The organism is Flavobacterium tagetis, assembly GCF_016735615.1.
GTDB classification, from domain to species: domain Bacteria; phylum Bacteroidota; class Bacteroidia; order Flavobacteriales; family Flavobacteriaceae; genus Flavobacterium; species Flavobacterium tagetis.
Map to the genome: position 1 here is coordinate 373,625 of NZ_JAERSF010000002.1, position 21,198 is coordinate 394,822.

Annotated in this window: 20 protein-coding genes; 11 read left to right on the top strand and 9 right to left on the bottom strand. The window is 33.3% G+C overall.

Features of this window, described 5'->3' with window-relative positions; all coding sequences use genetic code 11:
• Positions 1–12: 12 nt before the first annotated feature.
• On the bottom strand, positions 13–984 hold the full coding sequence (locus JI750_RS09035) for a TerC family protein (protein WP_202000559.1): 972 nt from the start codon (positions 982–984) through the stop codon (positions 13–15).
• 233 nt (positions 985–1,217) lie between these two features.
• Positions 1,218–2,234, bottom strand: coding sequence for a glutamine synthetase beta-grasp domain-containing protein (locus JI750_RS09040; protein WP_111424307.1), 1,017 nt, complete (start codon positions 2,232–2,234; stop codon positions 1,218–1,220).
• Between the two features lie 429 nt (positions 2,235–2,663).
• Between JI750_RS09040 and JI750_RS09045 the strand changes: the two genes are divergently transcribed.
• From JI750_RS09045 to JI750_RS09085, 9 genes are all read left to right on the top strand, one after another.
• The gene (locus tag JI750_RS09045) at positions 2,664–4,853 is read left to right on the top strand and encodes a glutamine synthetase III family protein (RefSeq protein WP_202000561.1); all 2,190 of its coding nucleotides are present in this window, start codon (positions 2,664–2,666) and stop codon (positions 4,851–4,853) included.
• Positions 4,854–5,258: 405 nt separating this feature from the next.
• The gene (locus JI750_RS09050; protein ID WP_202000563.1) at positions 5,259–5,876 is read left to right on the top strand and encodes a hypothetical protein; all 618 of its coding nucleotides are present in this window, start codon (positions 5,259–5,261) and stop codon (positions 5,874–5,876) included.
• 62 nt (positions 5,877–5,938) lie between these two features.
• On the top strand, positions 5,939–6,427 hold the full coding sequence (locus JI750_RS09055) for a hypothetical protein (RefSeq protein ID WP_202000565.1): 489 nt from the start codon (positions 5,939–5,941) through the stop codon (positions 6,425–6,427).
• Between the two features lie 4 nt (positions 6,428–6,431).
• Positions 6,432–7,169: a CsgE family curli-type amyloid fiber assembly protein gene (locus JI750_RS22010; RefSeq protein ID WP_236673003.1), complete on the top strand. Its 738-nt coding sequence runs from the start codon at positions 6,432–6,434 to the stop codon at positions 7,167–7,169.
• A 72-nt stretch (positions 7,170–7,241) separates the two neighbouring features.
• Complete coding sequence (locus tag JI750_RS09065; RefSeq protein ID WP_202000568.1) at positions 7,242–7,715, top strand: curli assembly protein CsgF; 474 nt, start codon at positions 7,242–7,244, stop codon at positions 7,713–7,715.
• A 54-nt stretch (positions 7,716–7,769) separates the two neighbouring features.
• Positions 7,770–9,143, top strand: a complete 1,374-nt coding sequence (locus tag JI750_RS09070; protein ID WP_202000571.1) for a CsgG/HfaB family protein — start codon at positions 7,770–7,772, stop codon at positions 9,141–9,143.
• 87 nt (positions 9,144–9,230) lie between these two features.
• Positions 9,231–10,709: a carboxypeptidase regulatory-like domain-containing protein gene (locus JI750_RS09075; RefSeq protein WP_236673005.1), complete on the top strand. Its 1,479-nt coding sequence runs from the start codon at positions 9,231–9,233 to the stop codon at positions 10,707–10,709.
• A gap of 154 nt (positions 10,710–10,863) precedes the next feature.
• Positions 10,864–12,042, top strand: a complete 1,179-nt coding sequence (locus JI750_RS09080) for an AIR synthase related protein (protein ID WP_202000574.1) — start codon at positions 10,864–10,866, stop codon at positions 12,040–12,042.
• A gap of 118 nt (positions 12,043–12,160) precedes the next feature.
• Positions 12,161–12,517, top strand: coding sequence for a hypothetical protein (locus JI750_RS09085; protein WP_202000576.1), 357 nt, complete (start codon positions 12,161–12,163; stop codon positions 12,515–12,517).
• Between the two features lie 81 nt (positions 12,518–12,598).
• Here the strand turns inward: JI750_RS09085 and JI750_RS09090 are convergent, their stop codons facing one another.
• Positions 12,599–13,222 carry a M949_RS01915 family surface polysaccharide biosynthesis protein gene (locus tag JI750_RS09090; protein ID WP_202000579.1) on the bottom strand — a complete coding sequence of 208 codons (624 nt, stop codon included), beginning with the start codon at positions 13,220–13,222 and terminating at the stop codon, positions 12,599–12,601.
• A gap of 137 nt (positions 13,223–13,359) precedes the next feature.
• Here JI750_RS09090 and JI750_RS09095 point away from each other — a divergent pair, with 137 nt between their 5' ends.
• Positions 13,360–15,684, top strand: a complete 2,325-nt coding sequence (locus JI750_RS09095; protein ID WP_202000582.1) for a GH92 family glycosyl hydrolase — start codon at positions 13,360–13,362, stop codon at positions 15,682–15,684.
• 177 nt (positions 15,685–15,861) lie between these two features.
• The gene (locus tag JI750_RS09100) at positions 15,862–16,305 is read left to right on the top strand and encodes a hypothetical protein (protein WP_202000585.1); all 444 of its coding nucleotides are present in this window, start codon (positions 15,862–15,864) and stop codon (positions 16,303–16,305) included.
• A gap of 155 nt (positions 16,306–16,460) precedes the next feature.
• Here the strand turns inward: JI750_RS09100 and JI750_RS09105 are convergent, their stop codons facing one another.
• The 6 genes from JI750_RS09105 to JI750_RS09130 all read right to left on the bottom strand — a co-directional run bounded on the left by JI750_RS09105 (position 16,461) and on the right by JI750_RS09130 (position 21,139).
• Positions 16,461–18,314, bottom strand: coding sequence for a M61 family metallopeptidase (locus JI750_RS09105; protein ID WP_202000588.1), 1,854 nt, complete (start codon positions 18,312–18,314; stop codon positions 16,461–16,463).
• Positions 18,315–18,425: 111 nt separating this feature from the next.
• Positions 18,426–18,704 carry a DUF2805 domain-containing protein gene (locus tag JI750_RS09110; protein ID WP_008462445.1) on the bottom strand — a complete coding sequence of 93 codons (279 nt, stop codon included), beginning with the start codon at positions 18,702–18,704 and terminating at the stop codon, positions 18,426–18,428.
• Between the two features lie 121 nt (positions 18,705–18,825).
• Positions 18,826–19,653: a sterol desaturase family protein gene (locus JI750_RS09115; RefSeq protein ID WP_202000591.1), complete on the bottom strand. Its 828-nt coding sequence runs from the start codon at positions 19,651–19,653 to the stop codon at positions 18,826–18,828.
• A gap of 113 nt (positions 19,654–19,766) precedes the next feature.
• The gene (locus JI750_RS09120) at positions 19,767–20,006 is read right to left on the bottom strand and encodes a GlsB/YeaQ/YmgE family stress response membrane protein (RefSeq protein WP_111286841.1); all 240 of its coding nucleotides are present in this window, start codon (positions 20,004–20,006) and stop codon (positions 19,767–19,769) included.
• A gap of 42 nt (positions 20,007–20,048) precedes the next feature.
• Positions 20,049–20,756: an aquaporin Z gene (gene aqpZ, locus JI750_RS09125; protein WP_202000594.1), complete on the bottom strand. Its 708-nt coding sequence runs from the start codon at positions 20,754–20,756 to the stop codon at positions 20,049–20,051.
• Positions 20,757–20,782: 26 nt separating this feature from the next.
• Positions 20,783–21,139: a DoxX family protein gene (locus JI750_RS09130; protein ID WP_202000596.1), complete on the bottom strand. Its 357-nt coding sequence runs from the start codon at positions 21,137–21,139 to the stop codon at positions 20,783–20,785.
• Positions 21,140–21,198 lie beyond the last annotated feature (59 nt).

A 21,198-nucleotide genomic window follows, 5' to 3' on the forward strand; every position in this document is an offset into this window, starting at 1 on the left:
TTTTGTAACTAATTATTCTTCGCTTGACGAATCATTTAAAACCTTTTCAGGCCCGAACTTTAGAGAAACCAAAATTCCCACTAGAAGAGATAAAGCAATAAATCCTAAAGAAGCCCATTCTGGGACGTGGAAGAAATCGTGTAAAAGCATTTTTAATCCAACGAAAGCTAAAATAGCAACTAAGCTGTATTCTAAATAACTGAATTTTGCCAGCATATTTGCTAAGAAGAAATACATAGAACGTAATCCTAGAATTGCGAAAATATTAGAACTGAATACTAAAAACGGATCTTTAGTAATAGCAAGAATTGCAGGAACACTATCTACAGCAAATAAAACGTCCATAACTTCAATAACGATTAAAGCTACAAATAATGGGGTAGCCGCTTTTTTTGCAGTTTTGGTTGTAATGAAAAATCTCTCTCCATCAGTTTCTGATGTAATCGGCATAATTTTACCTAAAGCTTTATAGATAAAAGAATCTTTTGGGTGAAAATCTTCTTCTTCTCCAGAAAAAAGCATTTTTATAGCAGTAAATATTAAGAAAACTCCAAATACATAAGTTGTCCAAGCAAATTTATTGATCAACATTACTCCGAAGAAAATCATCAATCCGCGGAAAACAATAGCGCCTAAGATTCCCCAGAATAAAACACGGTGCTGATACTTTTGCGGAATTTTAAACGAAGCAAAAATAATAGCAATAACAAAGATGTTATCTACGCTTAGCGAAAGTTCGATCAAATAACCAGTAATAAACTTCATTGAAGCAACAGCCGGTTTCAAATTGTCTGGATTGTCAATATAGTCTGTGGTGTACAGCCAATAAATTACTCCTGAAAAAAGGAATGATAAAGTAACCCAAACCAAAGTCCATTTGCTGGCTTCTTTAGTACTAATGATGTGGGGTGTTTTGTTGAAGACACCTAAGTCTAAAGCAAGAATAAAAACTACAGCAAGTAAAAAGAGTGACCAGACTATCATAATGAATTTTTTTAATGATTTACAAAGATAAGTTTTGAAGTTTAACTTAAAAATTAAATTTAATCCTAAAATTAAGTAATATTTGTTATTTGTAAAGTGTTAAGTATTATAAAGTTATAGGTTTTTTTTCTTGTGTAAATGCGATAAGTTTTTAAAACCTATCGGGCTTAATGCATAAAAAAAGTGCCAACAATGACGATGGCACTTTTTAAGAATATAACTTAAGCTTTGAATTATATTGCTGAGTTAACAGTTTTGATAATTCTAGCAGCAATTTTGTAAGGGTCTCCGTTTGAAGCTGGTCTTCTGTCTTCTAACCAACCTTTCCAACCTTTTTGAACAGTCATTAAAGGAATTCTGATAGAACATCCTCTGTCTGAAACTCCATAAGAGAAATCGTTGATAGAAGCAGTTTCGTGTTTACCAGTTAAACGCTGATCGTTGTAAGCTCCGTAAACCGCAATGTGCTCTTTTGTAACAGGACGGAAAGCCTCACAGATTTTCTCGTAAGTTTCTTGAGAACCACATGTTCTAAGAACTGTGTTAGAGAAGTTAGCGTGCATACCAGAACCGTTCCAGTCAGTATCTCCTAGAGGTTTTGGGTGGTATTCGATATAGTAACCATATTTCTCAGTTAAACGGTCTAATAGGTAACGAGCAACCCAAATTTCGTCTCCAGCTTTTTTAGCTCCTTTAGCAAATAATTGGAATTCCCATTGTCCGCAAGCAACCTCTTGGTTGATTCCTTCAAAGTTGATTCCAGCAGCGATACATAAGTCAGCATGCTCTTCAACTAATTTTCTACCGTGTGTGTTTTTTCCACCTACTGAACAGTAGTACATCCCTTGTGGAGCAGGGTATCCTCCAACTGGGAAACCAAGTGGAAGTTGTGTTTTAGTATCCATGATGAAATACTCTTGTTCGAATCCAAACCAAAAATCATCATTATCATCATCAATTGTAGCTCTACCGTTAGAAGGGTGTGGTGTTCCGTCAGCGTACATAACTTCGCACATTACTAACCATCCGTTGATACGAGTTGGATCTGGATAGATTGCAACTGGAACTAATAAACAGTCAGAAGATCCACCTTCAGCTTGTCTTGTTGATGAACCATCAAATGACCAATTTCCAAGTTCCTCTAATGTTCCTTTGAAGTTTTCGTGCTCTTCAACTTTAGTTTTACTTCTAAGATTTTGAGTTGGTTCATATCCATCTAACCAAATGTACTCTAACTTAATTTTAGCCATAATAATATAAATTAATTTTTTTGTTTTTTTTCGTTGGGTCAAATATAGATTTATTTTTTCAGTCCCAAAAATTAGGGGGCTATTTTGTTTTATGAACTATAATTTTTTGGATAAGCATAATTTTGATAGGGGTATATTTCAAAAAAAGCAATTTTGGTAACCTTAAAAAAACAAATTCGTAATAATTACGGCACATTTTTGAATTTCTGAGTTAAGGAATTATGAAAAAATGTTTATTTAATCAATATTACCGCACAGTTTTGTTATATTTCTGTGATTTGAATTCATTATTCTTCGAAAAAAGCATTTTATGTTGAGAAATTCTATTTCAAAAATCTAAAATTTATATTCCAAATAGGTTTTTTAATTGTTTATATTTGCTGATCATTTTTTAATGAAAATTATTACGAATTTAAAATATATATAACCATGTCAACATTACGTTTCCAAGCTTTACAAGAAGCTTCTAACAGAAAGCCGGTGCACTTTGAAGAAATTGGCCGAAAATCAAATCTTTTTGGTTCAAATGTGTTTAATGAAAAAGCAATGAAGCAATATTTAACTTCGGATGCTTTTAGAGGAGTAAGAGATGCTATTCAGCACGGTACTAAAATAGACAGAAAGTTAGCCGATTATATTGCGATGGGAATGAAAGAATGGGCTTTGGCAAAAGGTGTGACACATTATACGCATTGGTTTCAGCCTCTTACAGGAACAACGGCAGAGAAACATGATGCTTTTTTTGAAACTTCTTATGACGGAAGCGACCCAGTTGAAAAATTTGGCGGGGCACAATTAGTTCAGCAAGAGCCAGATGCATCTAGTTTCCCAAACGGCGGAATCAGAAATACTTTTGAGGCAAGAGGTTATACAGCTTGGGATCCGACTTCTCCAGCTTTTATATATGGTACAACTTTATGTATCCCGACAGTATTTATTGCTTATACTGGTGAAGCTTTAGATAACAAGATTCCGTTATTAAGAGCATTATCTGCAATTGACGAAGCGGCTACAGAAGTTTGTAAATATTTTGACAAAAACGTAAAAAAAGTAACAGCAACTTTAGGATGGGAGCAAGAATATTTCTTGATTGATAAAGCTTTGGCAAATTCTCGTCCAGACTTAATGATGACAGGAAGAACATTATTAGGGCATACTTCTGCAAAAGGACAGCAGTTAGACGATCACTATTTCGGATCTATCCCAACTCGCGCTCTTACTTATATGAGAGATTTGGAGCAGGAATGTATGTTATTAGGGATTCCGGTAAAAACGCGTCACAACGAGGTAGCGCCAAATCAGTTTGAGTTAGCTCCGATTTTTGAGGAAACGAATCTTGCTGTAGATCATAATTCTTTATTGATGGACGTTATGCAGAGAGTGGCAGAGCGTCATGACTTTAAAGTATTATTTCATGAAAAACCATTTAAAGGAGTAAACGGTTCGGGAAAACACAATAACTGGTCATTGGCAACAGATACAGGAGTTAACTTATTGAGTCCGAGTAAAACGCCAATGAGCAATTTACAGTTTTTGACTTTCTTTATTAATACAATAAAAGCAGTAAACGATAACGAAACTTTGTTAAGAGCTTCTATCGCAACTGCAAGTAACGATCATAGGTTAGGAGCAAACGAAGCGCCACCAGCAATTATGTCTGTATTTATTGGAGCGCAATTAAGTAAAGTTTTATCTGAATTAGAAAGCGTAACAACAGGAAAACTTTCACCAGAAGAAAAAACAGACTTGAAATTAAATGTTGTTGGTAAAATTCCAGATGTATTATTAGATAATACAGATCGTAACAGAACTTCGCCTTTTGCTTTTACAGGAAATAAATTTGAGTTTAGAGCAGTTGGTTCAAATTCAAACTGTTCAAACGCAATGACGACTTTAAATGCGATTGTGGCAAAACAGTTAATTGACTTTAAAAATGAAGTAGAGAACTTGATTGAAAATAAAGACATGAAAAAAGACGATGCGATCTTTAATGTCTTAAGAGAATACATCAAACAATCTAAAAAAATCCTTTTTGAAGGAGACGGTTATAGCGAAGCTTGGGAAAAAGAAGCAGCAAAAAGAGGTTTAAGTAATTTTAAAACAACTCCAGAAGCTATTAAGGCTAAGGTTTCTAAGCAAGCGTTAGATTTATTTGAGCAATTAGGAATCTTTAATCATGTTGAAGCTGAGGCGCGTTATGAAATCGAGTTGGAAGAATACACTAAAAAAATCCAAATCGAAGGACGAGTTTTAGGTGATATTGCGAGAAACCATGTAATTCCTACGGCAATTCGTTACCAAAATACCTTAATTGATAATGTAAAAGGATTAAAAGAAATCTTTGCAAAAGAGTTTGAAGCTTTAGCTAAAGAACAAATTGTTTTAATTAAAGAGATTTCAGGTCATATTGAAGGAATCAATTCTAAAGTGTTGGCCATGACAAACGAAAGAAAGAAAGCTAATCAATTGACAGATGCTCAAAAAATGGCAGAAGCATATTGCAATAATGTAAAACCCTATTTTGATGAAATTCGTAATCACTGCGATAAATTAGAATTACTAGTCGATGACGAAAGCTGGACATTGACCAAATACAGAGAATTATTGTTTACCAAGTAATACTAATATAACAATTTGTTAAAGCCTGTCTCAAAAAGACAGGCTTTTTTTTGAGATTATATTAAAAAATTGGATTAGGTAGAGGTTTTTTGCTGCTGATATAGGCTTAAATGTAAATAAATTGTAATTAGTCTCTTTTTTCTTATGAAAATTTTTGAAGATTTTGGCAGTTCATCGAGATAGTTTTACAGTTTATCGAAAAGAGGTTAATATCTTGTAAAATAGGTATTTGTACTTGAATTTGTTTTCAATAAAGTTTTCTAATTTTGATCTCGAAGTTGAGAAAATAAATTTAGATTTTGTTTTTAGCAACTTGTTTTAAAGCCCACCTTTTTCCCAATTCTGAAACCTGCATATTGTACCTACATAATAATTTGTATTAATAACCAATTAAATATATTTATTATGAAAAAAGTAATTTTAAGCATCTCCGCGATGCTGTTTGTAGGTGTTGCCGTGGCACAAAACACTAGTAATGTTGACCAAACTGGTTTATTAAATGGAGCATTAGTTGTTCAAGTTGGATCAAATGATTCAGATGTTCACCAAGATGGTATTTTAAATTCTGCATCTGTTCTTCAAATAGGTGTTGATAACTCATCAACTATTGATCAATTAGGCGTTGCAAACTCTGCTTCAGTTACACAAATTGGATGGGGAAATACTTCTGATATTGACCAAGGACCACTTTTAGGAAATAGTGCTACAGTTTTTCAATTTGGAATTGACAATAATGCTGATCTAACACAAATCGGATTCTTTAATAGTTCTACTGCAACTCAAGTTGGTTGGGGTAACGATGCTTCTGCTTATCAATTTGGCCTTGGCAACGAATCTGAAACTTATCAAGAAGGATTCTTCAATTCAGCTTCAACAATTCAAATTGGAATTGGAAACTATTCAAGTATCGATCAATATGGAGTTGCTAACTATGCTTTGACAGCACAATTAGGATGGGGAAATGTTAGTACTGTTACTCAAGCTGGTTTCTTAAATGGCAGCGTAGTGCTACAGGCAAACTAAAAAAACAAGAAAAGGAAGAACTAGATTTATCAGTTCTTCCTTTTTTTATTATTTAAAAAATTATGAAAAGTATTGTAATAATCATTTTATTTCTACTAAGTATAGAAAGTATGTTCTCGCAATCTATTGATGGGAATATGAATGATTATGCAATAGCTTTAAATGAATCCAACAATCGCAATCAAAACAAAAGCACAAATCAATATATTATTAGTCATAATATAGTCAAAATCACCCAAATTGGCAACTTCAATCAGGCCAATTTCAATATTATCAGTAATTATGCCTATGTAACTGCACAGCAAACTGGTAACAACAACTACATGAATGTCTACAAAAAATCAGACGAAATAAATCAATCCTATATACAGTCAGGTAATAACAATTATATAAGTGATGTTTCATCATACTCTCGCGGAGCCGAAGCAATGAAAGTCAATCAGGAAGGCAATAATTTAACGATTTTCAGTACGGGATCAAATTCAATATCAAAAGATATGATCATTAATCAGTCTGGAAATTCTGGTACAATTTACGTATTCAATCGCTAAGACCATGAAAAAGTATTTAAACATAATTGTTGCATCTTTTTTTATCTTTTTTTCGGAAAACGGATTTTGCCAAGCGGAGTACAACAAAGAGGTAAAAGCGAAAATTGAGATCAAAGAAATAGAAAATTTATTGTTTATAACCGGAACTGCAGAAAATTTAAAATCAGAGTTTAAGAATATTTCATATAAACTAAGTGTATTCAAAAAAAACAAATCAAGTTCAAATAAATCAACCAATGCACAAAACGGTAGAGCAACATTAGAACCCATTCAAAAAATTGAATTGTCAAAAACGCAAGTCAATTATACCAAAGAAGATGAAGTGATCGTAATGTTATTGATTTATGATGAAAAAGATGCCATAATTGGCAAAGACCGAGTTGTTTTTGGAGAAGAAACAGAATCTGACGCAGGAAAATCTCTTCCTGTTGACGGCATAGAAATGGTTGGAATTGTAACCAATGATACCAAAACGAAGCTTGGAAATGATTTTTATGACATGTTTTATGCCCAATATTCTAAACTGAAGATTCACACTACTAAAATTGTAACAGTTCAAGAAGAATTGTCTTTTGCACGAACAACAAAAATTTCAATATTGGTAGATAGTGATGTTATAGAGGAGTTTTATTCGCGTCCTGAAGAAGATTTTTTAAAATACATGGCCGATTCTGCGGCTTCAAAATTGTTTAAGTATTTTAAAGATCAAGAAAAACAAAGCAAAATGATTACTCAATATTAAAATTGAGTATTGAGTATATTTTTTCGATACAGAGTTTACTATTATTTGATGTTTAAACTAAAAAGTGTCTATATGAAAACTATAGCTTTATTACTATGCTTATTAGGTTTTAGTACAATTTCTATTGCTCAAAACCTTGCTTATAAGCCCGCAAACCCCAATTTTGGAGGAGATACATTTAATTATCCGTGGTTACTCAGTTCGGCTCAAGCTCAAAATGATTATAAGGATAATACAAATACAGGCTATAAGCAGCAGACAGATTTGGAGCGTTTCAAAAGTAATTTGAATAATCAGTTGCTAAACAGACTTTCTAATTCATTGTTTGATAATCAATTTGGAAACGGTACAGGAACAGGAAATGGCACTGGTACCGGCACGGGAACTGGTACCGGTACAGGAACAGGCAATGGTTCACTCTCGCCAGGGACGTATGTTTTTGGAACTCTGTCTATTGATATTTACCATTCTAATTTAGGACTTGTTGTCGATGTTTTAGATACAGATACGGGTGAGCAGACACAAGTAATTCTTCCAGGACAATAAGTTTCGGTTTGTCTACGAAAAAAGGTTCAAGTATTATTTTAAATAAGTGAGATTATGAATAAAAGTCCCCTTTTTCTATTTTTATTAATTTGTCTACTTTCAGGTTGTGGAGCATATTTTAATCAGCCTGTGGGAGTGCAGAAAGCTGTATATGGAGAAAATACTCCAGCTACAGCCAAATTGGTCGAAATGCCAAAACCCAAAGAGCAGATAGTTGTAGGTGTATATAAATTTAAAGATCAGACAGGGCAATACAAACCTACTGAACTTGGAAGCACCTTTAGTACGGCCGTTACACAAGGAGCCACTTCTATTTTAATAAAAGCCTTGCAAGATTCAAAATGGTTTGTGCCCATAGAGCGCGAAAATTTGGGGAATCTTTTAAACGAAAGAAATATTATTCGTTCTACACGTCAGGAATACGCTTCTAAAACAGAACCAAATGAAGCTGTCTTAACACCGCTTTTGTTTGCAGGAGTTTTGCTTGAAGGAGGTATTATTTCTTATGATACCAATATTATTACAGGCGGTTTTGGTGCCCGATATTTTGGTGCAGGCGGTTCAACGCAATACAGACAAGATAGAGTTACGGTGTATTTAAGGTTGGTTTCGACTTCAAACGGGAAAATATTAAATACAGTGTATGTTTCTAAAACGATTCTATCCCAAAGTATTGATGCTAGTTTATTTAGATATGTAAATCTAAACAGACTTTTGGAGGTTGAAACAGGTTTTACTCGAAATGAACCTATTCAAATGGCAGTGACAGAAGCTATTGAAAAAGCGGTTGAAGGACTTATTGTTGATGGAATAAAAGACAAACTTTGGGAAGTAAATGCGCCTCAAAAACAAGTTGATGATTTTGTGGCTGAATATGACAGAGAAAGAAGCGAAGCCGATTTAGCACAATTATATGATAGAAAGCTGACAGAAAGAAGAGCACGTTTTGGAATTGAAGCTTCAGGAGGAGTTGCATTAATACAAGGAGATTATCCGAATCCAGTTCCGAGGCCACTAATTAGAGGTGCTGCAAAATTTTTCTTTACACCAACACTTGCTTTAAGTGCTTCATCAAATGCATTTTGGCTGGAAAATAAAAATAAGCTTGACGTAGGATATCTTTCTTTAGATATCAATTTAGAATGTTTGGTTTTGCCTCGTGATGTATTTACTCCATATGTTTTTGCAGGAACCGGAATTGAGTTCAATAAAAAATACGAAAATATAGCCAGTAAAGTTCAGTGCGGCGCTGGAGTAGAATATCTAGCAACCAATTATTTAGGCATAAAAGCCTTTGGTGAGTTTAATGTTCCTTTTAGTGATAATGTAGATTACCTAGTTAGCGGTATTCGAGACGATTATTACTGGCGGTTTGGTTTAGGATTGACCTATTATTTTCCCAAAAGCAACAATTACAAGAAAAAATAGTAGACTCTCATAATATTTTAAGGCTTTTATGGAATAATTAATTATAGGAGTAAATACAAAATAAGGTTTAATAAAAATATGTCTCAAATGAAAATAGGTTTAAAAATTTTGGCGTGCTTTATTCTTCTGATGTCTTGTAGTGAAGAACAGCTTGAAGAAACAGGAACAGGAAAAATAAAAGGGAGAGTTGTTGATGTGCGAGCATATACGGGAATCGAAAATGCGCGTGTTTCTTCGAATCCCACTACGAGTACAGTTTATACCGATAAAGATGGCTACTTTACAATTGAAAATGTGCCCGCCGGGAAATATGCTTTTCAGGCTCAAAAAGATGGTTTCATTGCTAGATTTGTACCTGCGACAATAGAAAAAGATATTGAAATCGAAGTCATTTTTGAGTTAGAAGTATCAACTGCCACTAATAAACCGCCAGAAATTCCTGTACTTACAGCACCTGCAGACAATGTTACTGGCCAGGCTTTAAGCCTTGATCTGACTTGGACAGCCAAAGATCCTGAAGGTGACCCGCTTACTTATACAGTTACAGTAAAAAATGGAACAACTGATGAGGTCAAAACATATTCTGATCTTAAAACAACAACTTTAAATATTAAGGATTTAAGTTTTAGTACCAAATATTACTGGCAGGTAACAGTTAGTGACGGAATAAATAAACCTATAAATAGTGTAACGAACTCATTTAGAACATTGGCCTTTCCAAATCCAAGATTTATGTATGTCAAAAAAATAAAAAACAACAATGTTATTTTTACGGCAGATGAAGATGGAAATGAGCTTCAATTATCTTCGGCTGAGGTAAATAGCTTTAGACCAAGAAAAAATTTAAGTATTAACAGAATTGCTTATATAAGTTCTGACGGATCTTTATACCAGATTTTCAGTATGAATCCTGATGGTACAGATGTTAAAAAAATCACCAATTTTATACCAGTTGCGGGCTTTAATATGGATAATGTGAGCTATTCTTGGAGTACAAACGGAAGTCAGCTAATTTATCCGAATTTTGATAAACTTTACCGTATAAATTCAGACGGATCAGGTTTGATTCAGTTGTTTAAAACACCAAACGGTAAATTTATTTCTGAATGTGAATGGAGTCGCGATGGAAGCCAGATTGTTTTGAAAGTAAATGATGTTTCTGGCTATAGTGTAGAAATCTACGCAATTGATATGAGTGGAAATGTTTTGTACCAAGTGCTTTCTGGAGTAACTGGAGGTGCTAGCGGAATTGACATTTCTATTGATAATTCAAAAGTTATATACACTAGAGATGTTTCTGGGTTTGAAAATTCAGATTATAGAAGATTAGATTCCAGAATATTTATTTACACTGTGGCTACAAATGCTTCGGCAGAATTAGATTCACAAAAAGAAAACGGTTTTAATGATTTGGATGTTAAATTCTCGCCAAACGAGGCAGAGGTAATATTTGTGAATACATCAAATGATGGTTTATCTGCCAAAAATATTCAAAAAACAAGTGTGTCTAATAGCTCAACAAGGACAACTTTGTTCCAAAATGCTTCAATGCCAGATTGGAAATAATTTATAAAAATAGAAGTTTCATGATTAATTTTTATTTTGGATGATCGGCAGAATATAAACTTCTGCCGATTTTTTTATCAATCAAATAATCGAATAAGTCAAAGAATTAAAAAAAGGGATTATCTTTGCACCACATCAACACAAACTAATTTTCATGAGTTCAGATTCTAGCAAAAGATATGCACAAAGAGGTGTTTCGGCATCAAAAGAAGACGTACATAACGCTATAAAAAATATTGACAAAGGTTTATTTCCACAAGCATTCTGTAAAATTGTTCCTGATTATCTAACACAGGATGATGAACACTGTCTTATAATGCATGCAGATGGAGCAGGTACAAAGTCGTCTTTGGCGTATATGTATTGGAAAGAAACTGGAGATCTTTCAGTTTGGAAAGGAATCGCTCAGGACGCTTTAATCATGAATATTGACGATTTATTATGTGTTGGAGCAACAGATAATATTCTGCTTTCTTCAACTATTGGAAGAAATAAAAATTTAATTCCGGCTGAAGTTATTTCTGCAATTATTAACGGAACAGAAGAATTAATTAACGAATTAAAATCATTCGGAGTTACCATTCATTCAACAGGAGGAGAAACTGCGGATGTTGGAGATGTTGTTAGAACTATTATTGTAGATTCTACTGTAACAGCTAGAATGAAACGCTCTGATGTTGTAGATAATGCAAATATTCAAGCAGGAGACGTAATTGTTGGTTTGGCTTCTTTTGGTCAAGCAACTTACGAAAAAAGCTATAACGGCGGAATGGGAAGCAACGGATTAACTTCTGCACGTCACGACGTTTTCGGAAAATATTTAGCTAAAAAATATCCAGAAAGTTACGATGCAGCGGTTCCAGAAGATTTAATTTATTCAGGACAAGTAAATTTAACTGACGAAGTAGAAAATAGCCCAATAAATGCGGGTCAGTTAGTGCTTTCGCCAACTAGAACTTACGCTCCAATTATCAAAAAGATTTTAGATAAGTACACACCAGAAGATATTCATGGAATGGTGCATTGCAGCGGTGGTGCACAGACTAAAATTTTGCATTTTGTAAAAGATTTGCATGTTATAAAAGACAATTTATTTCCAGTTCCGCCATTGTTCAAGTTAATTCAAGAACAATCAAAAACAGATTGGAAAGAAATGTATCAGGTTTTCAACTGTGGTCATAGAATGGAGCTTTACGTTCCAGAAAATATTGCACAAGATATTATTGAAATTTCTAAATCATTCAATGTAGATGCACAAATTGTTGGTAGAGTAGAGGCATCAGATTCTAAAAAACTGACTATTATTAGTGAATACGGAACATTCAATTATTAATAATATAGTTGCAAAGATTCAAAGGTTCAGAGTTGCAAAGGTTTTGTAGCTTTTAAAATAATTATTATATTTAGAGATGCGCAATTGTGCATCTCTATGTTTTTAAATACTTTACATTATGTACGAATTACTTTTTTGGAGATATCTAGACGAAATTTACCTGAACAATCAAGAAGTTTATGAAGCGCTACTTGAAAAAGAAGAAGTAGAAGGTTTAGCTATTCTTCAAGTTGAAGTAATCGTAAATAGAATTAATTCTGTTTTTTCAGATTGGGAGCGTGTTGACGAAAACAGTTGGAAAAATCCAAAAGGAAAAGGTGCATTTCAAGTTATTACTACACCACAAAGTATAAAAATTGACTGCTACGGAACAGAAGGAAAAACCATGAATAAACTAGTAGATATCATGGAAGAATTCAAATGTCCGCTTTACGATCCGCAAGTTCCAGAACGTTATGATGAAATGAACGAGTAGATAATTGTTAATGGTGAATTATTAATTAAGAATCACCATCAATACAATTAACAATTTACCATTCACAATTCACAATTAAAATTATCCATTTTTCAAAAGCAAATTCTGTTCTTTTCTTAGTTTAACAACCAATTGATCAACATACGTTTTTATTTTCTGCGGAAGCGTATTCCAATTTTGATCCTTTTTAAAACTTCTGCAATAGTCTAAATCGCATTCAACAGCACGAATTGCATACTTTTTGTTTTTGTAAACTGTAATAATCTTTACGCGTCTTATATCATTATATTCAGTTCTTGTTCCGTAAACAATTACAGGATCAATGTAACCGTCTCCGTCAATATCTTTTGTGCTGCAATATTTTGTCCAGAACCAAATGTCAGTTTCTTTTGGTTCATAATCTTCAAGCAAATCATTAATTCTCCATTTTTCTAAAAATCCGCCGTGATCATTAATTACACAAATAGCTTGAATTTTGGTATTTAAAGTATCTTTTTTAGAAATTGTTTTCTGATTTTCGCCTAAAACCAATTCATAAACACCATCTTTATCGCTAAATTCAAATGCTTTATAAATAGGAAAATCTGTTACACCTTCAAGTTCACGTTGCGAAATTTCTTGTTTGGTTAATCTATGGCTTTCAATTTTTTGAGAAAAAATAAATGAAGTAGAAAATAAAAGTAAAATTAAAAGATATTTTTTCATGTTTAGATTCGGCGTTTAATATATCAAAGATATTTAAACCTTTTGAAATCTTGCTAAATTTATGTTTTTTAAAAATAGATTTTATTGTACTTTTCTACATTCAAATGACAAAAAAGATTTCAAAGAAAAACTATATTATGATCAGAATAAAGCACAGTAATTTTCTTCTTGTATTGATATTACTTTCGGTTGCTAATGTAATGGCGCAAAAAAAGACAATTCAAAGCAAAAACCTTATCCAGTACGTAGATCCAATGATTGGAACGGCAAAAATGGGACATACTTATCCAGGAGCAACAGTTCCTTTTGGAAGCGTACAATTGAGCCCAGAAACCGATACAATTGCTTATAGTTTAAACGGAAAATATAACGGAGAAGTTTATAAATACTGCGCTGGCTATCAGTACGAAGACAAAACGATTGTTGGCTTTAGCCATACCCATTTCAGCGGGACAGGACATTCAGATTTGGGCGATTTCTTAATTATGCCAACAACGGGTAAACTGCAATTAAATCCAGGAGTGGCATCAAAACCATTATCAGGTTATAGATCGGCATTTTCGCATTCGACAGAAAAGGCTGAGCCAGCATATTATAGCGTTTTTTTGGAAGATCATAAAATAAAAGCAGAGTTGACGGCAACTACTCGTGTTGGAATGCATCAATACACTTTTCCAAAATCTGATGAGGCGCATATCATTTTAGATTTGACTTCAGGAATTTACAATTATGATAAAAAGAATGTCTGGACTTTTGTTCGTATAGAAAATGATACGTTAATAACAGGATACCGCCAAACAAATGGCTGGGCAAGAACTCGAACAGTTTATTTTGCAATGTCATTCAATAAACCAATTAAAAGCTACGGACAAGCTGCTCAGGAAAAAAGCGTTTACAGAGGTTTCTGGGGAAGATTTGATCAAACGAAAAACTTTCCAGAAATGGCGGGACAAAACCTAAAATTGTTTTTTGATTTTGATACAAATGAAGGAGAAAAAATCAAAATCAAAATGGCATTGTCGCCTGTGAGTTCTGCTGGAGCATTGGAAAATATGAAAAAAGAAACTCCTGATTGGGATTTTGAAAAAGTAAAAAAGCAAAGTCAGGAAGTTTGGAATAAAGAACTGAATAAAGTTCAGGTTGAAACCATTCAAAAAGAAGATTTGGTTAATTTTTATACCGCAATGTATCATGCATTTTTGGGACCAACCGAATACATGGATTTAGACGGAAATTATAAAGGTTTGGATATGAATGTTCATAAAGCCGAAAACTTTACCAATTATACCAGTTACTCGCTTTGGGATACGTATCGTGCTTTGCATCCATTATTTAATATTGTACAACCAAAAAGAAACGCAGATATGGTGAGTTCGATGTTGGCACATTCGGATCAGAGTGTTCATAAAATGCTTCCAATTTGGTCACATTACGCAAATGAAAATTGGTGTATGATTGGATATCATTCTGTTTCAGTTGTGGCAGATGCAATTGTAAAAGGCAATATTAGTTTCGATGTCGAAAAAGCACTTCAAGCTTGTGTAAATACTGCAAAAGTACCGTATTATGATGGTTTGGAATTTTACATGAATAAAGGATATGTTCCGGAAGACAAAAGCGGTGCTTCAGTTTCTAAAACCTTAGAATATGCTTATGATGACTGGGCAATTGCTCAGGCAGCGAAGAAATTAGGAAAGACAGATATTTATAATGAATTCATCGATAGATCGAAAAATTATAAAAATGTCTATGATGAAAAAATAGGTTTTATGCGTCCAAAATTGAATGACGGAACTTTCAAAAAAGAATTTGATCCATTAGATACGCACGGACAAGGTTTTATTGAAGGAAATTCTTGGAATTACAGTTTATACGTTCCGCAAGATCCTGCTGATATGATTCAATTGATGGGAGGAAATGAGAAATTTAAAGTTCGTTTAGATTCACTTTTCAATATGCATCTTCCAGACAAATATTTTGAAAATACAGAAGACATAACAAGAGACGGAATCATTGGAAATTATGTTCACGGAAATGAGCCTTCGCATCACGTTGTATATTTGTATAACTGGACAGATTCTCCTTGGAAATCTCAAGATAAAATTAGAATGATCTTGAAAAAAATGTACCGAAATGGCGCTGACGGTTTAGGCGGAAATGATGATTTCGGGCAAATGAGTGCTTGGTATATTTTTAGCAGTTTAGGATTTTATCCAGTTGCTCCAGGTTCTGATGAATATGCATTAGGAAGTCCGTTGCTAAAAAATGCCATTTTAAATTTAGAAAACGGAAAAACTTTTGAGGTGGAAACTGTAAACCAATCGGATAAAAATGTTTTTGTGAGCAAAGTTCTACTCAACGGAAAACAATTGGAAAAACCGTTTTTGAAACATGCTGATGTTATAAATGGCGGGAAGATTACATTTTATATGAGTAACAAGCCAAATAAAAATAGCTATTAAGTGTCACCCTGAGCGGAGTCGAAGGGCTTTTATGATGAAAAGTGGTTTCGACTTCGCTCAGCCTGACAAAAAAAGCCAATCAGCAAGAATAATAATAGATTCGAGAAAATTTGTGCAATTCGTGGCAAAACAACAAAAAACTTCACGAAATTTGCACTTCAAATAAAGACAATCAATATGAAGATCAATTTAAAATCAGGAATAGATAAACTGCTTTTCGGAATGAAGCAGAATGATGTAACAGCTGCTTTAGGAAAACCTGATAAAAACTATAAAGACGAAGATGAAAATGTGATTTTTGTTTACAACTCTCATAAAATGAGGTTAACTTTCTATGAAGAAGAAGATCTTAAATTGGGATATATTGTAGCTTCAAGTAATGATCTAGAAGTTTTCGGATTCAAATTAATTGGAAGAAAAATCGCTGATGTAAAGAAAGATTTTGCGGCAAAAGGAATCAATAAGTACAATCAAGAAACTTTTGACACTTTCGAAAATTACTTCAACGAAGACAATTGGTTTATTCTTCAAACAGAATTTGATGAGGTAGTGAAATTCGAAATTGGAGCAATCATCAATAGTAAAGATGAGTTTGACTGGAAATTTCCTGTAAAAAAGTAAACCCTTTTTTGTCTGGCTGAGCGGAGTCGAAGCCCAACTCAGTGCGGATTTAACTTGCGACAGCTTTGATTTCGCTCAGTCTGATAAATCTAGCAAATTATAATATAAAAAAACCGACAATCTCTTGTCGGTTTTTTTTATATTGTAAAAGGAAATTAACCTTTTAACCATGCATTTTTAAGTTTCTCTTTTGAAGCATCAGTAGCTTTAAAAGTTTCAGCTTCTTCAAATGGTAGTTTTACAGTTCCTTTAATGGTTTCTTCTTTTCCGCCACGTTTTACTTTCAAAATAATTGGGTCATTATCTTTCCAGTTTTCACTTTCAGTAACCAAATCATAAATGTTATCCAAATTGTATGATTTATTGTTTACAGCTAAGATTTTATCGCCACCTTTTAAATTCAAGTTTTTATAGAAATCAACTGATTCTGAATCTGGGCGAACAGCGATTTCTTTTGTCGCTTTATCAACCGTAATGTATGGAGTTTGTCCTTTGATAAATGGATTTCCAGTTTTTTTCTCCATTGCTTTTGTAACACCAACTTTAGCTAAGTAGAAGTCGTAAGGAATTGGAGTAGTTCCCGCAACATATTTATTTAAAAAGTCTCCAACTTCAGGATATGTTAAAGAAGTGATTTTAGCGAATAATTCATTGTCATTGAAAGGTTTTTCAACTCCATATTCATCAGATAATTTATGCATTAAATCAAGAATTCCTCTTTCTCCATTATTTTTTTCTCTAATGATAATATCGATGCACATACCAATTAAAGCTCCTTTTTGGTATACATTTAAGTATTGGTCTTTGTAAGGCTGTTCTAATACATTTTTACTCATTACTGTAAACGACATTGTATCGTCTAACTGCTTAGATTGTGCAATCTTGTCAGCAATACGAGTGTAGAATTCAGCTTCGTCAATCAAACCTTGGTTGATTTGGAAAAGATTCGCAAAATATTCTGTTACACCTTCATACATCCATAAATGCTCAGACATTTGCGGTGTATTGTAATCAAAATATTGAATTTCTTTTGAGTGAATAGTTAATGGAGTCACAATATGAAAGAACTCGTGAGAAACCACATCTTTCATAGATTCTACCAATTTTTCTTTTGGCATTGATTCTGGCAAAACTACTGTTGTAGCAGTTGGGTGCTCTAAAGCTCCAAAACCGTGAGCATCGTCTTTTGCCATGCTTGATAAGTACAATAACACAGTATATTTTTTAGTAGAATTTACTTTCCCTAAAAAGTTTTTCTGCGCTGTCATCATCGTTTTCATTTCTGGAGTAATACTTTCAGCAGTATATTTTCCAGTAGGAGAGTACACAGCAATTAAGATGTCCATCCCGTTTACATTAAAAGTAGTGTAATCAGGTTTAGAATACATAATTGGATTTTCTACCAAAATAGCATAACGAGAAGTAGTAAACACATCAGAAGTATTGCTTGCATCTTGATCTGTCATAGAAGTTGCTCCCCAAAGTGTTTCAGGATGTGTGATAGTAACTTTGTACGGAACATCTAATTTATCTTTAAAATACCCTACAAATCCATGAGTATTGACCATGAAGTTTTTTCCTGCGTCGATGTTTGTTCCTGCTGGAGAAAATACGTCATCATTTCCAAATCCAGTTCCTTTTTCAGTATCGAAACTATCGTTTACCAAATAAGTGATTTTTTTCAACGTTTTTGCGTTTGAAATAGACCAAGAATTATCATCTAATCTTTTTACCGTAAGTGGATTTCCTTTAGAATCAAATGCTTTAAAATCTTCCGAAAATTTTCCGTAATTATCTGTTGAATAAGTACCTGGAACAGTTTTCGGAATACTATAGACAACTTCATCTGTTTTAAAGACTGGCGGTGTAACTGTAACCAAAACTTTATCATCTTTAACATCAGTTAAATTGATATTAACTTCAACAATGTTGCTTTTTGCGGCTCCGGTACCTGTTTTACAGCTCCAAAAAGTGACCGCTAGAGCTAAGGTGTAAAGTATTTTTTTCATTTCTATATGTTTAGTTAATTGTATTTGACACAAAAATTAGCAAAAAGTTACTAAAAAATCACATTAAATTTAAAGATAAAAAAAAACTCCTGTAAAACAGGAGCTTTTATTTTAGTCTAATTTATTCTTGATATAATATTTTCCGTCCAAATCTTCGTCAAAATCATCTATTTTTACTGGTTTTGGTTTTGGTTTGTTTGCAATTGCCTTCTTTTTCCACATCTCAAATTTTTCAAGAGGCATTTTCTTTTTCATGATGTCCAGGACTTCTTTTTCTGCCAATCCAAATTCTTTCTTTATAATTTCAAATGGATTTCTTTCTTCTAAAGCTAACGAAACAAGTCTTTCGGTTTGTTCCGGAGTTAATTCTTTGCGGCTACTCTTTTTCATCTCGTGAAAATTAATTCAAAATAGGGTGTTAATTATTAATAGATTGATTTTCAATTCTTGTATCAATATTAAAAAAAAAAATAATAAGTTGTTTCAGTAAAGTGCACTTTTTTTAGAGAATTTAGCTGTTTTTAAAGGATCTTGATTTTTGAAATGGAATTTTTAGCAGATTCTTCAATTCATTGTTTTCTTCGGGAAGCATATGAGTATCTACACCGTATACAAGCTGATCTTTGGGTAAATAAGTGAATGTTCCAAAAAGTCTGTCCCATACAGAAAAAATATTTCCATAATTGCTATCTGTATAGGGTAGTACATAATGATGATGCACTTTATGCATATTCGGAGAAACAATAAAATAACTTAAGCAAGCATCGAGTTTTTCTGGTAGCGAAATATTGGCGTGATTAAATTGTGAAGCCACAACTGATAATGACTGGTAAAGAAAAACCATCCACATTGGAGCTCCAACAATTAAAACGCCTAAAGTGGTAAAAACAAAACGTACTACACTTTCTCCAGGATGATGCCTGTTGGCAGTTGTAGTATCAATCCAAGTATCGGTATGATGCACCAAATGAAACTGCCACAGGAATTTTATTTTGTGTTCTACCAAATGGGCCAAATATGCTCCAATTAAATCCAAAAGCAATAATCCAATTATAGTATAAAGCCAAATAGGCATTTGCGGAAGCCATTGCAGAATTCCAAAATTATTTTCGATTGTCCAAGCGGCGGTTTTTATTAAAATAAAGGCAAGAATAAAATTGACTACAATTGTAGTAAATGTAAAAAAGAAATTTATTCCTGCATGAGGCCATTTTTTGTATTGCATTTTGAATAATGGAAAACTATTTTCAATGAGCCAGAAAATGGTAATGCCACCAACCAAAATCAAACTTCTATGTGAAGAGGGAATCGTAGAAAAATAATTAATAATGTCATTCATAGTGCATAAATATTTGAATTAATTAGAGATTTCTTTCGGTTTTGTGCAAAGAAAAAGAGAAAACCAAATATAAATATATCTGATTTTCTCTTTAGAAATTATTATTTATGGTATTATTTTTTGATGAGGCTGATTATAAATAATAAAACCCATGCACCACCTACGGCAATCAGAATTTGCCACAGAAGACCACCTCCTCCAATGCCAAGTTTGCCTGCAATCCATCCTCCGATAAATCCGCCTATAATTCCAACAATGATATTACCAATTAAACCAAAGCCAGCACCTTTCCAAATTTGACCAGCCAGCCATCCAGAAATGGCTCCAATAAGTAAAAAATATAAAAATTCCATATTCTATTTTTTTGATGATATATTAATTTTTTTTTTCTCTAATTATGCTTCTGCATGATTTTGAAGTAGTGTTTTATAAAGAAAACCTGCAGCTAATGCGCCAAGAATAGGAGCGACCCAAAACAACCAAACCTGAGACAATGGTTCTCCGCCAACAAAAATAGCTTGAGATAATGATCTCGCTGGGTTTACAGAAGTATTCGTAATTGGAATACTGATTAAGTGTATTAAAGTAAGAGCCAAACCAATTGCAATTCCTGCAAATCTGCCATTTGCAAACTTATCTGTTGCTCCTAAAATTACTAGTAAGAAGAATAAAGTAAGTACAAATTCAGCGATGAAACAAGCTTGTAATGAATAACCATCAGGAGAAAAAGCCCCAAAACCATTAGATGCAAAGGCTCCCGCTTTTGTGCTGTCAATTGCAAATCCAGCTTTTCCAGAAGCTATTGTGTACAAAGTTCCTGCCGCAGCGGCTGCACCTACACATTGCGCAATGATGTACGGAATAAGATCTTTGGCAGAAAATCTTCCGCCAGCCCATAAACCAAAAGAAACAGCTGGGTTGAAATGACCGCCAGAAATATGGCCAACAGCATATGCCATTGTAAGTACCGTTAACCCAAAAGCCAGCGCAACACCTGCAAATCCAATTCCTAAATTTGGAATTCCTGCCGCAAATAGTGCACTTCCGCATCCGCCAAAAACAAGCCAATAAGTCCCGAAAAACTCTGCAAATAATTTTTTCATAATAAAATAATTTAAATGGTTAATGTTTAGAATGTATATTGGTAAGCCCAATAAATTAAAACAATTTGTAAGGGCAAACGTACAAATAAAATCCATAATGGTAAACCAAAACCTGCTTTTTTATTTTGAAACATGTACAAATTGGCAGGAAATACAGCAATCAATAGCATTATAATTCCCCAGGCGGCAATATGTGTTGTAAAAGGCAAGATTAGAAAGATGCCCAGAATAATCTCAGAGGCACCACTTAAAATATTTATTAATTTGGGGTTTTTAAATGCGGGCGGAATAATCTTTAGATACATTCCAGGTTTTCTAAAATGATTTATCCCTGCAACAATATATAAGCAAGCCATTAAATATAAATGCCAAGGTAAAATCATGATATTTAGTTGTATATCACGAAATTATAAAAAAATTAACAATTATTGCATTACAGATC

Bases quoted from the DNA above. Each gene is read 5' to 3' on its own strand.
- JI750_RS09035 (WP_202000559.1), bottom strand. From the start codon at position 984: ATGATAGTCTGGTCACTCTTTTTACTTGCTGTAGTTTTTATTCTTGCT.
- JI750_RS09040 (WP_111424307.1), bottom strand. From the start codon at position 2,234: ATGGCTAAAATTAAGTTAGAGTACATTTGGTTAGATGGATATGAACCA.
- JI750_RS09045 (WP_202000561.1), top strand. From the start codon at position 2,664: ATGTCAACATTACGTTTCCAAGCTTTACAAGAAGCTTCTAACAGAAAG.
- JI750_RS09050 (WP_202000563.1), top strand. From the start codon at position 5,259: ATGAAAAAAGTAATTTTAAGCATCTCCGCGATGCTGTTTGTAGGTGTT.
- JI750_RS09055 (WP_202000565.1), top strand. From the start codon at position 5,939: ATGAAAAGTATTGTAATAATCATTTTATTTCTACTAAGTATAGAAAGT.
- JI750_RS22010 (WP_236673003.1), top strand. From the start codon at position 6,432: ATGAAAAAGTATTTAAACATAATTGTTGCATCTTTTTTTATCTTTTTT.
- JI750_RS09065 (WP_202000568.1), top strand. From the start codon at position 7,242: ATGAAAACTATAGCTTTATTACTATGCTTATTAGGTTTTAGTACAATT.
- JI750_RS09070 (WP_202000571.1), top strand. From the start codon at position 7,770: ATGAATAAAAGTCCCCTTTTTCTATTTTTATTAATTTGTCTACTTTCA.
- JI750_RS09075 (WP_236673005.1), top strand. From the start codon at position 9,231: ATGAAAATAGGTTTAAAAATTTTGGCGTGCTTTATTCTTCTGATGTCT.
- JI750_RS09080 (WP_202000574.1), top strand. From the start codon at position 10,864: ATGAGTTCAGATTCTAGCAAAAGATATGCACAAAGAGGTGTTTCGGCA.
- JI750_RS09085 (WP_202000576.1), top strand. From the start codon at position 12,161: ATGTACGAATTACTTTTTTGGAGATATCTAGACGAAATTTACCTGAAC.
- JI750_RS09090 (WP_202000579.1), bottom strand. From the start codon at position 13,222: ATGAAAAAATATCTTTTAATTTTACTTTTATTTTCTACTTCATTTATT.
- JI750_RS09095 (WP_202000582.1), top strand. From the start codon at position 13,360: ATGATCAGAATAAAGCACAGTAATTTTCTTCTTGTATTGATATTACTT.
- JI750_RS09100 (WP_202000585.1), top strand. From the start codon at position 15,862: ATGAAGATCAATTTAAAATCAGGAATAGATAAACTGCTTTTCGGAATG.
- JI750_RS09105 (WP_202000588.1), bottom strand. From the start codon at position 18,314: ATGAAAAAAATACTTTACACCTTAGCTCTAGCGGTCACTTTTTGGAGC.
- JI750_RS09110 (WP_008462445.1), bottom strand. From the start codon at position 18,704: ATGAAAAAGAGTAGCCGCAAAGAATTAACTCCGGAACAAACCGAAAGA.
- JI750_RS09115 (WP_202000591.1), bottom strand. From the start codon at position 19,653: ATGAATGACATTATTAATTATTTTTCTACGATTCCCTCTTCACATAGA.
- JI750_RS09120 (WP_111286841.1), bottom strand. From the start codon at position 20,006: ATGGAATTTTTATATTTTTTACTTATTGGAGCCATTTCTGGATGGCTG.
- aqpZ (WP_202000594.1), bottom strand. From the start codon at position 20,756: ATGAAAAAATTATTTGCAGAGTTTTTCGGGACTTATTGGCTTGTTTTT.
- JI750_RS09130 (WP_202000596.1), bottom strand. From the start codon at position 21,139: ATGATTTTACCTTGGCATTTATATTTAATGGCTTGCTTATATATTGTT.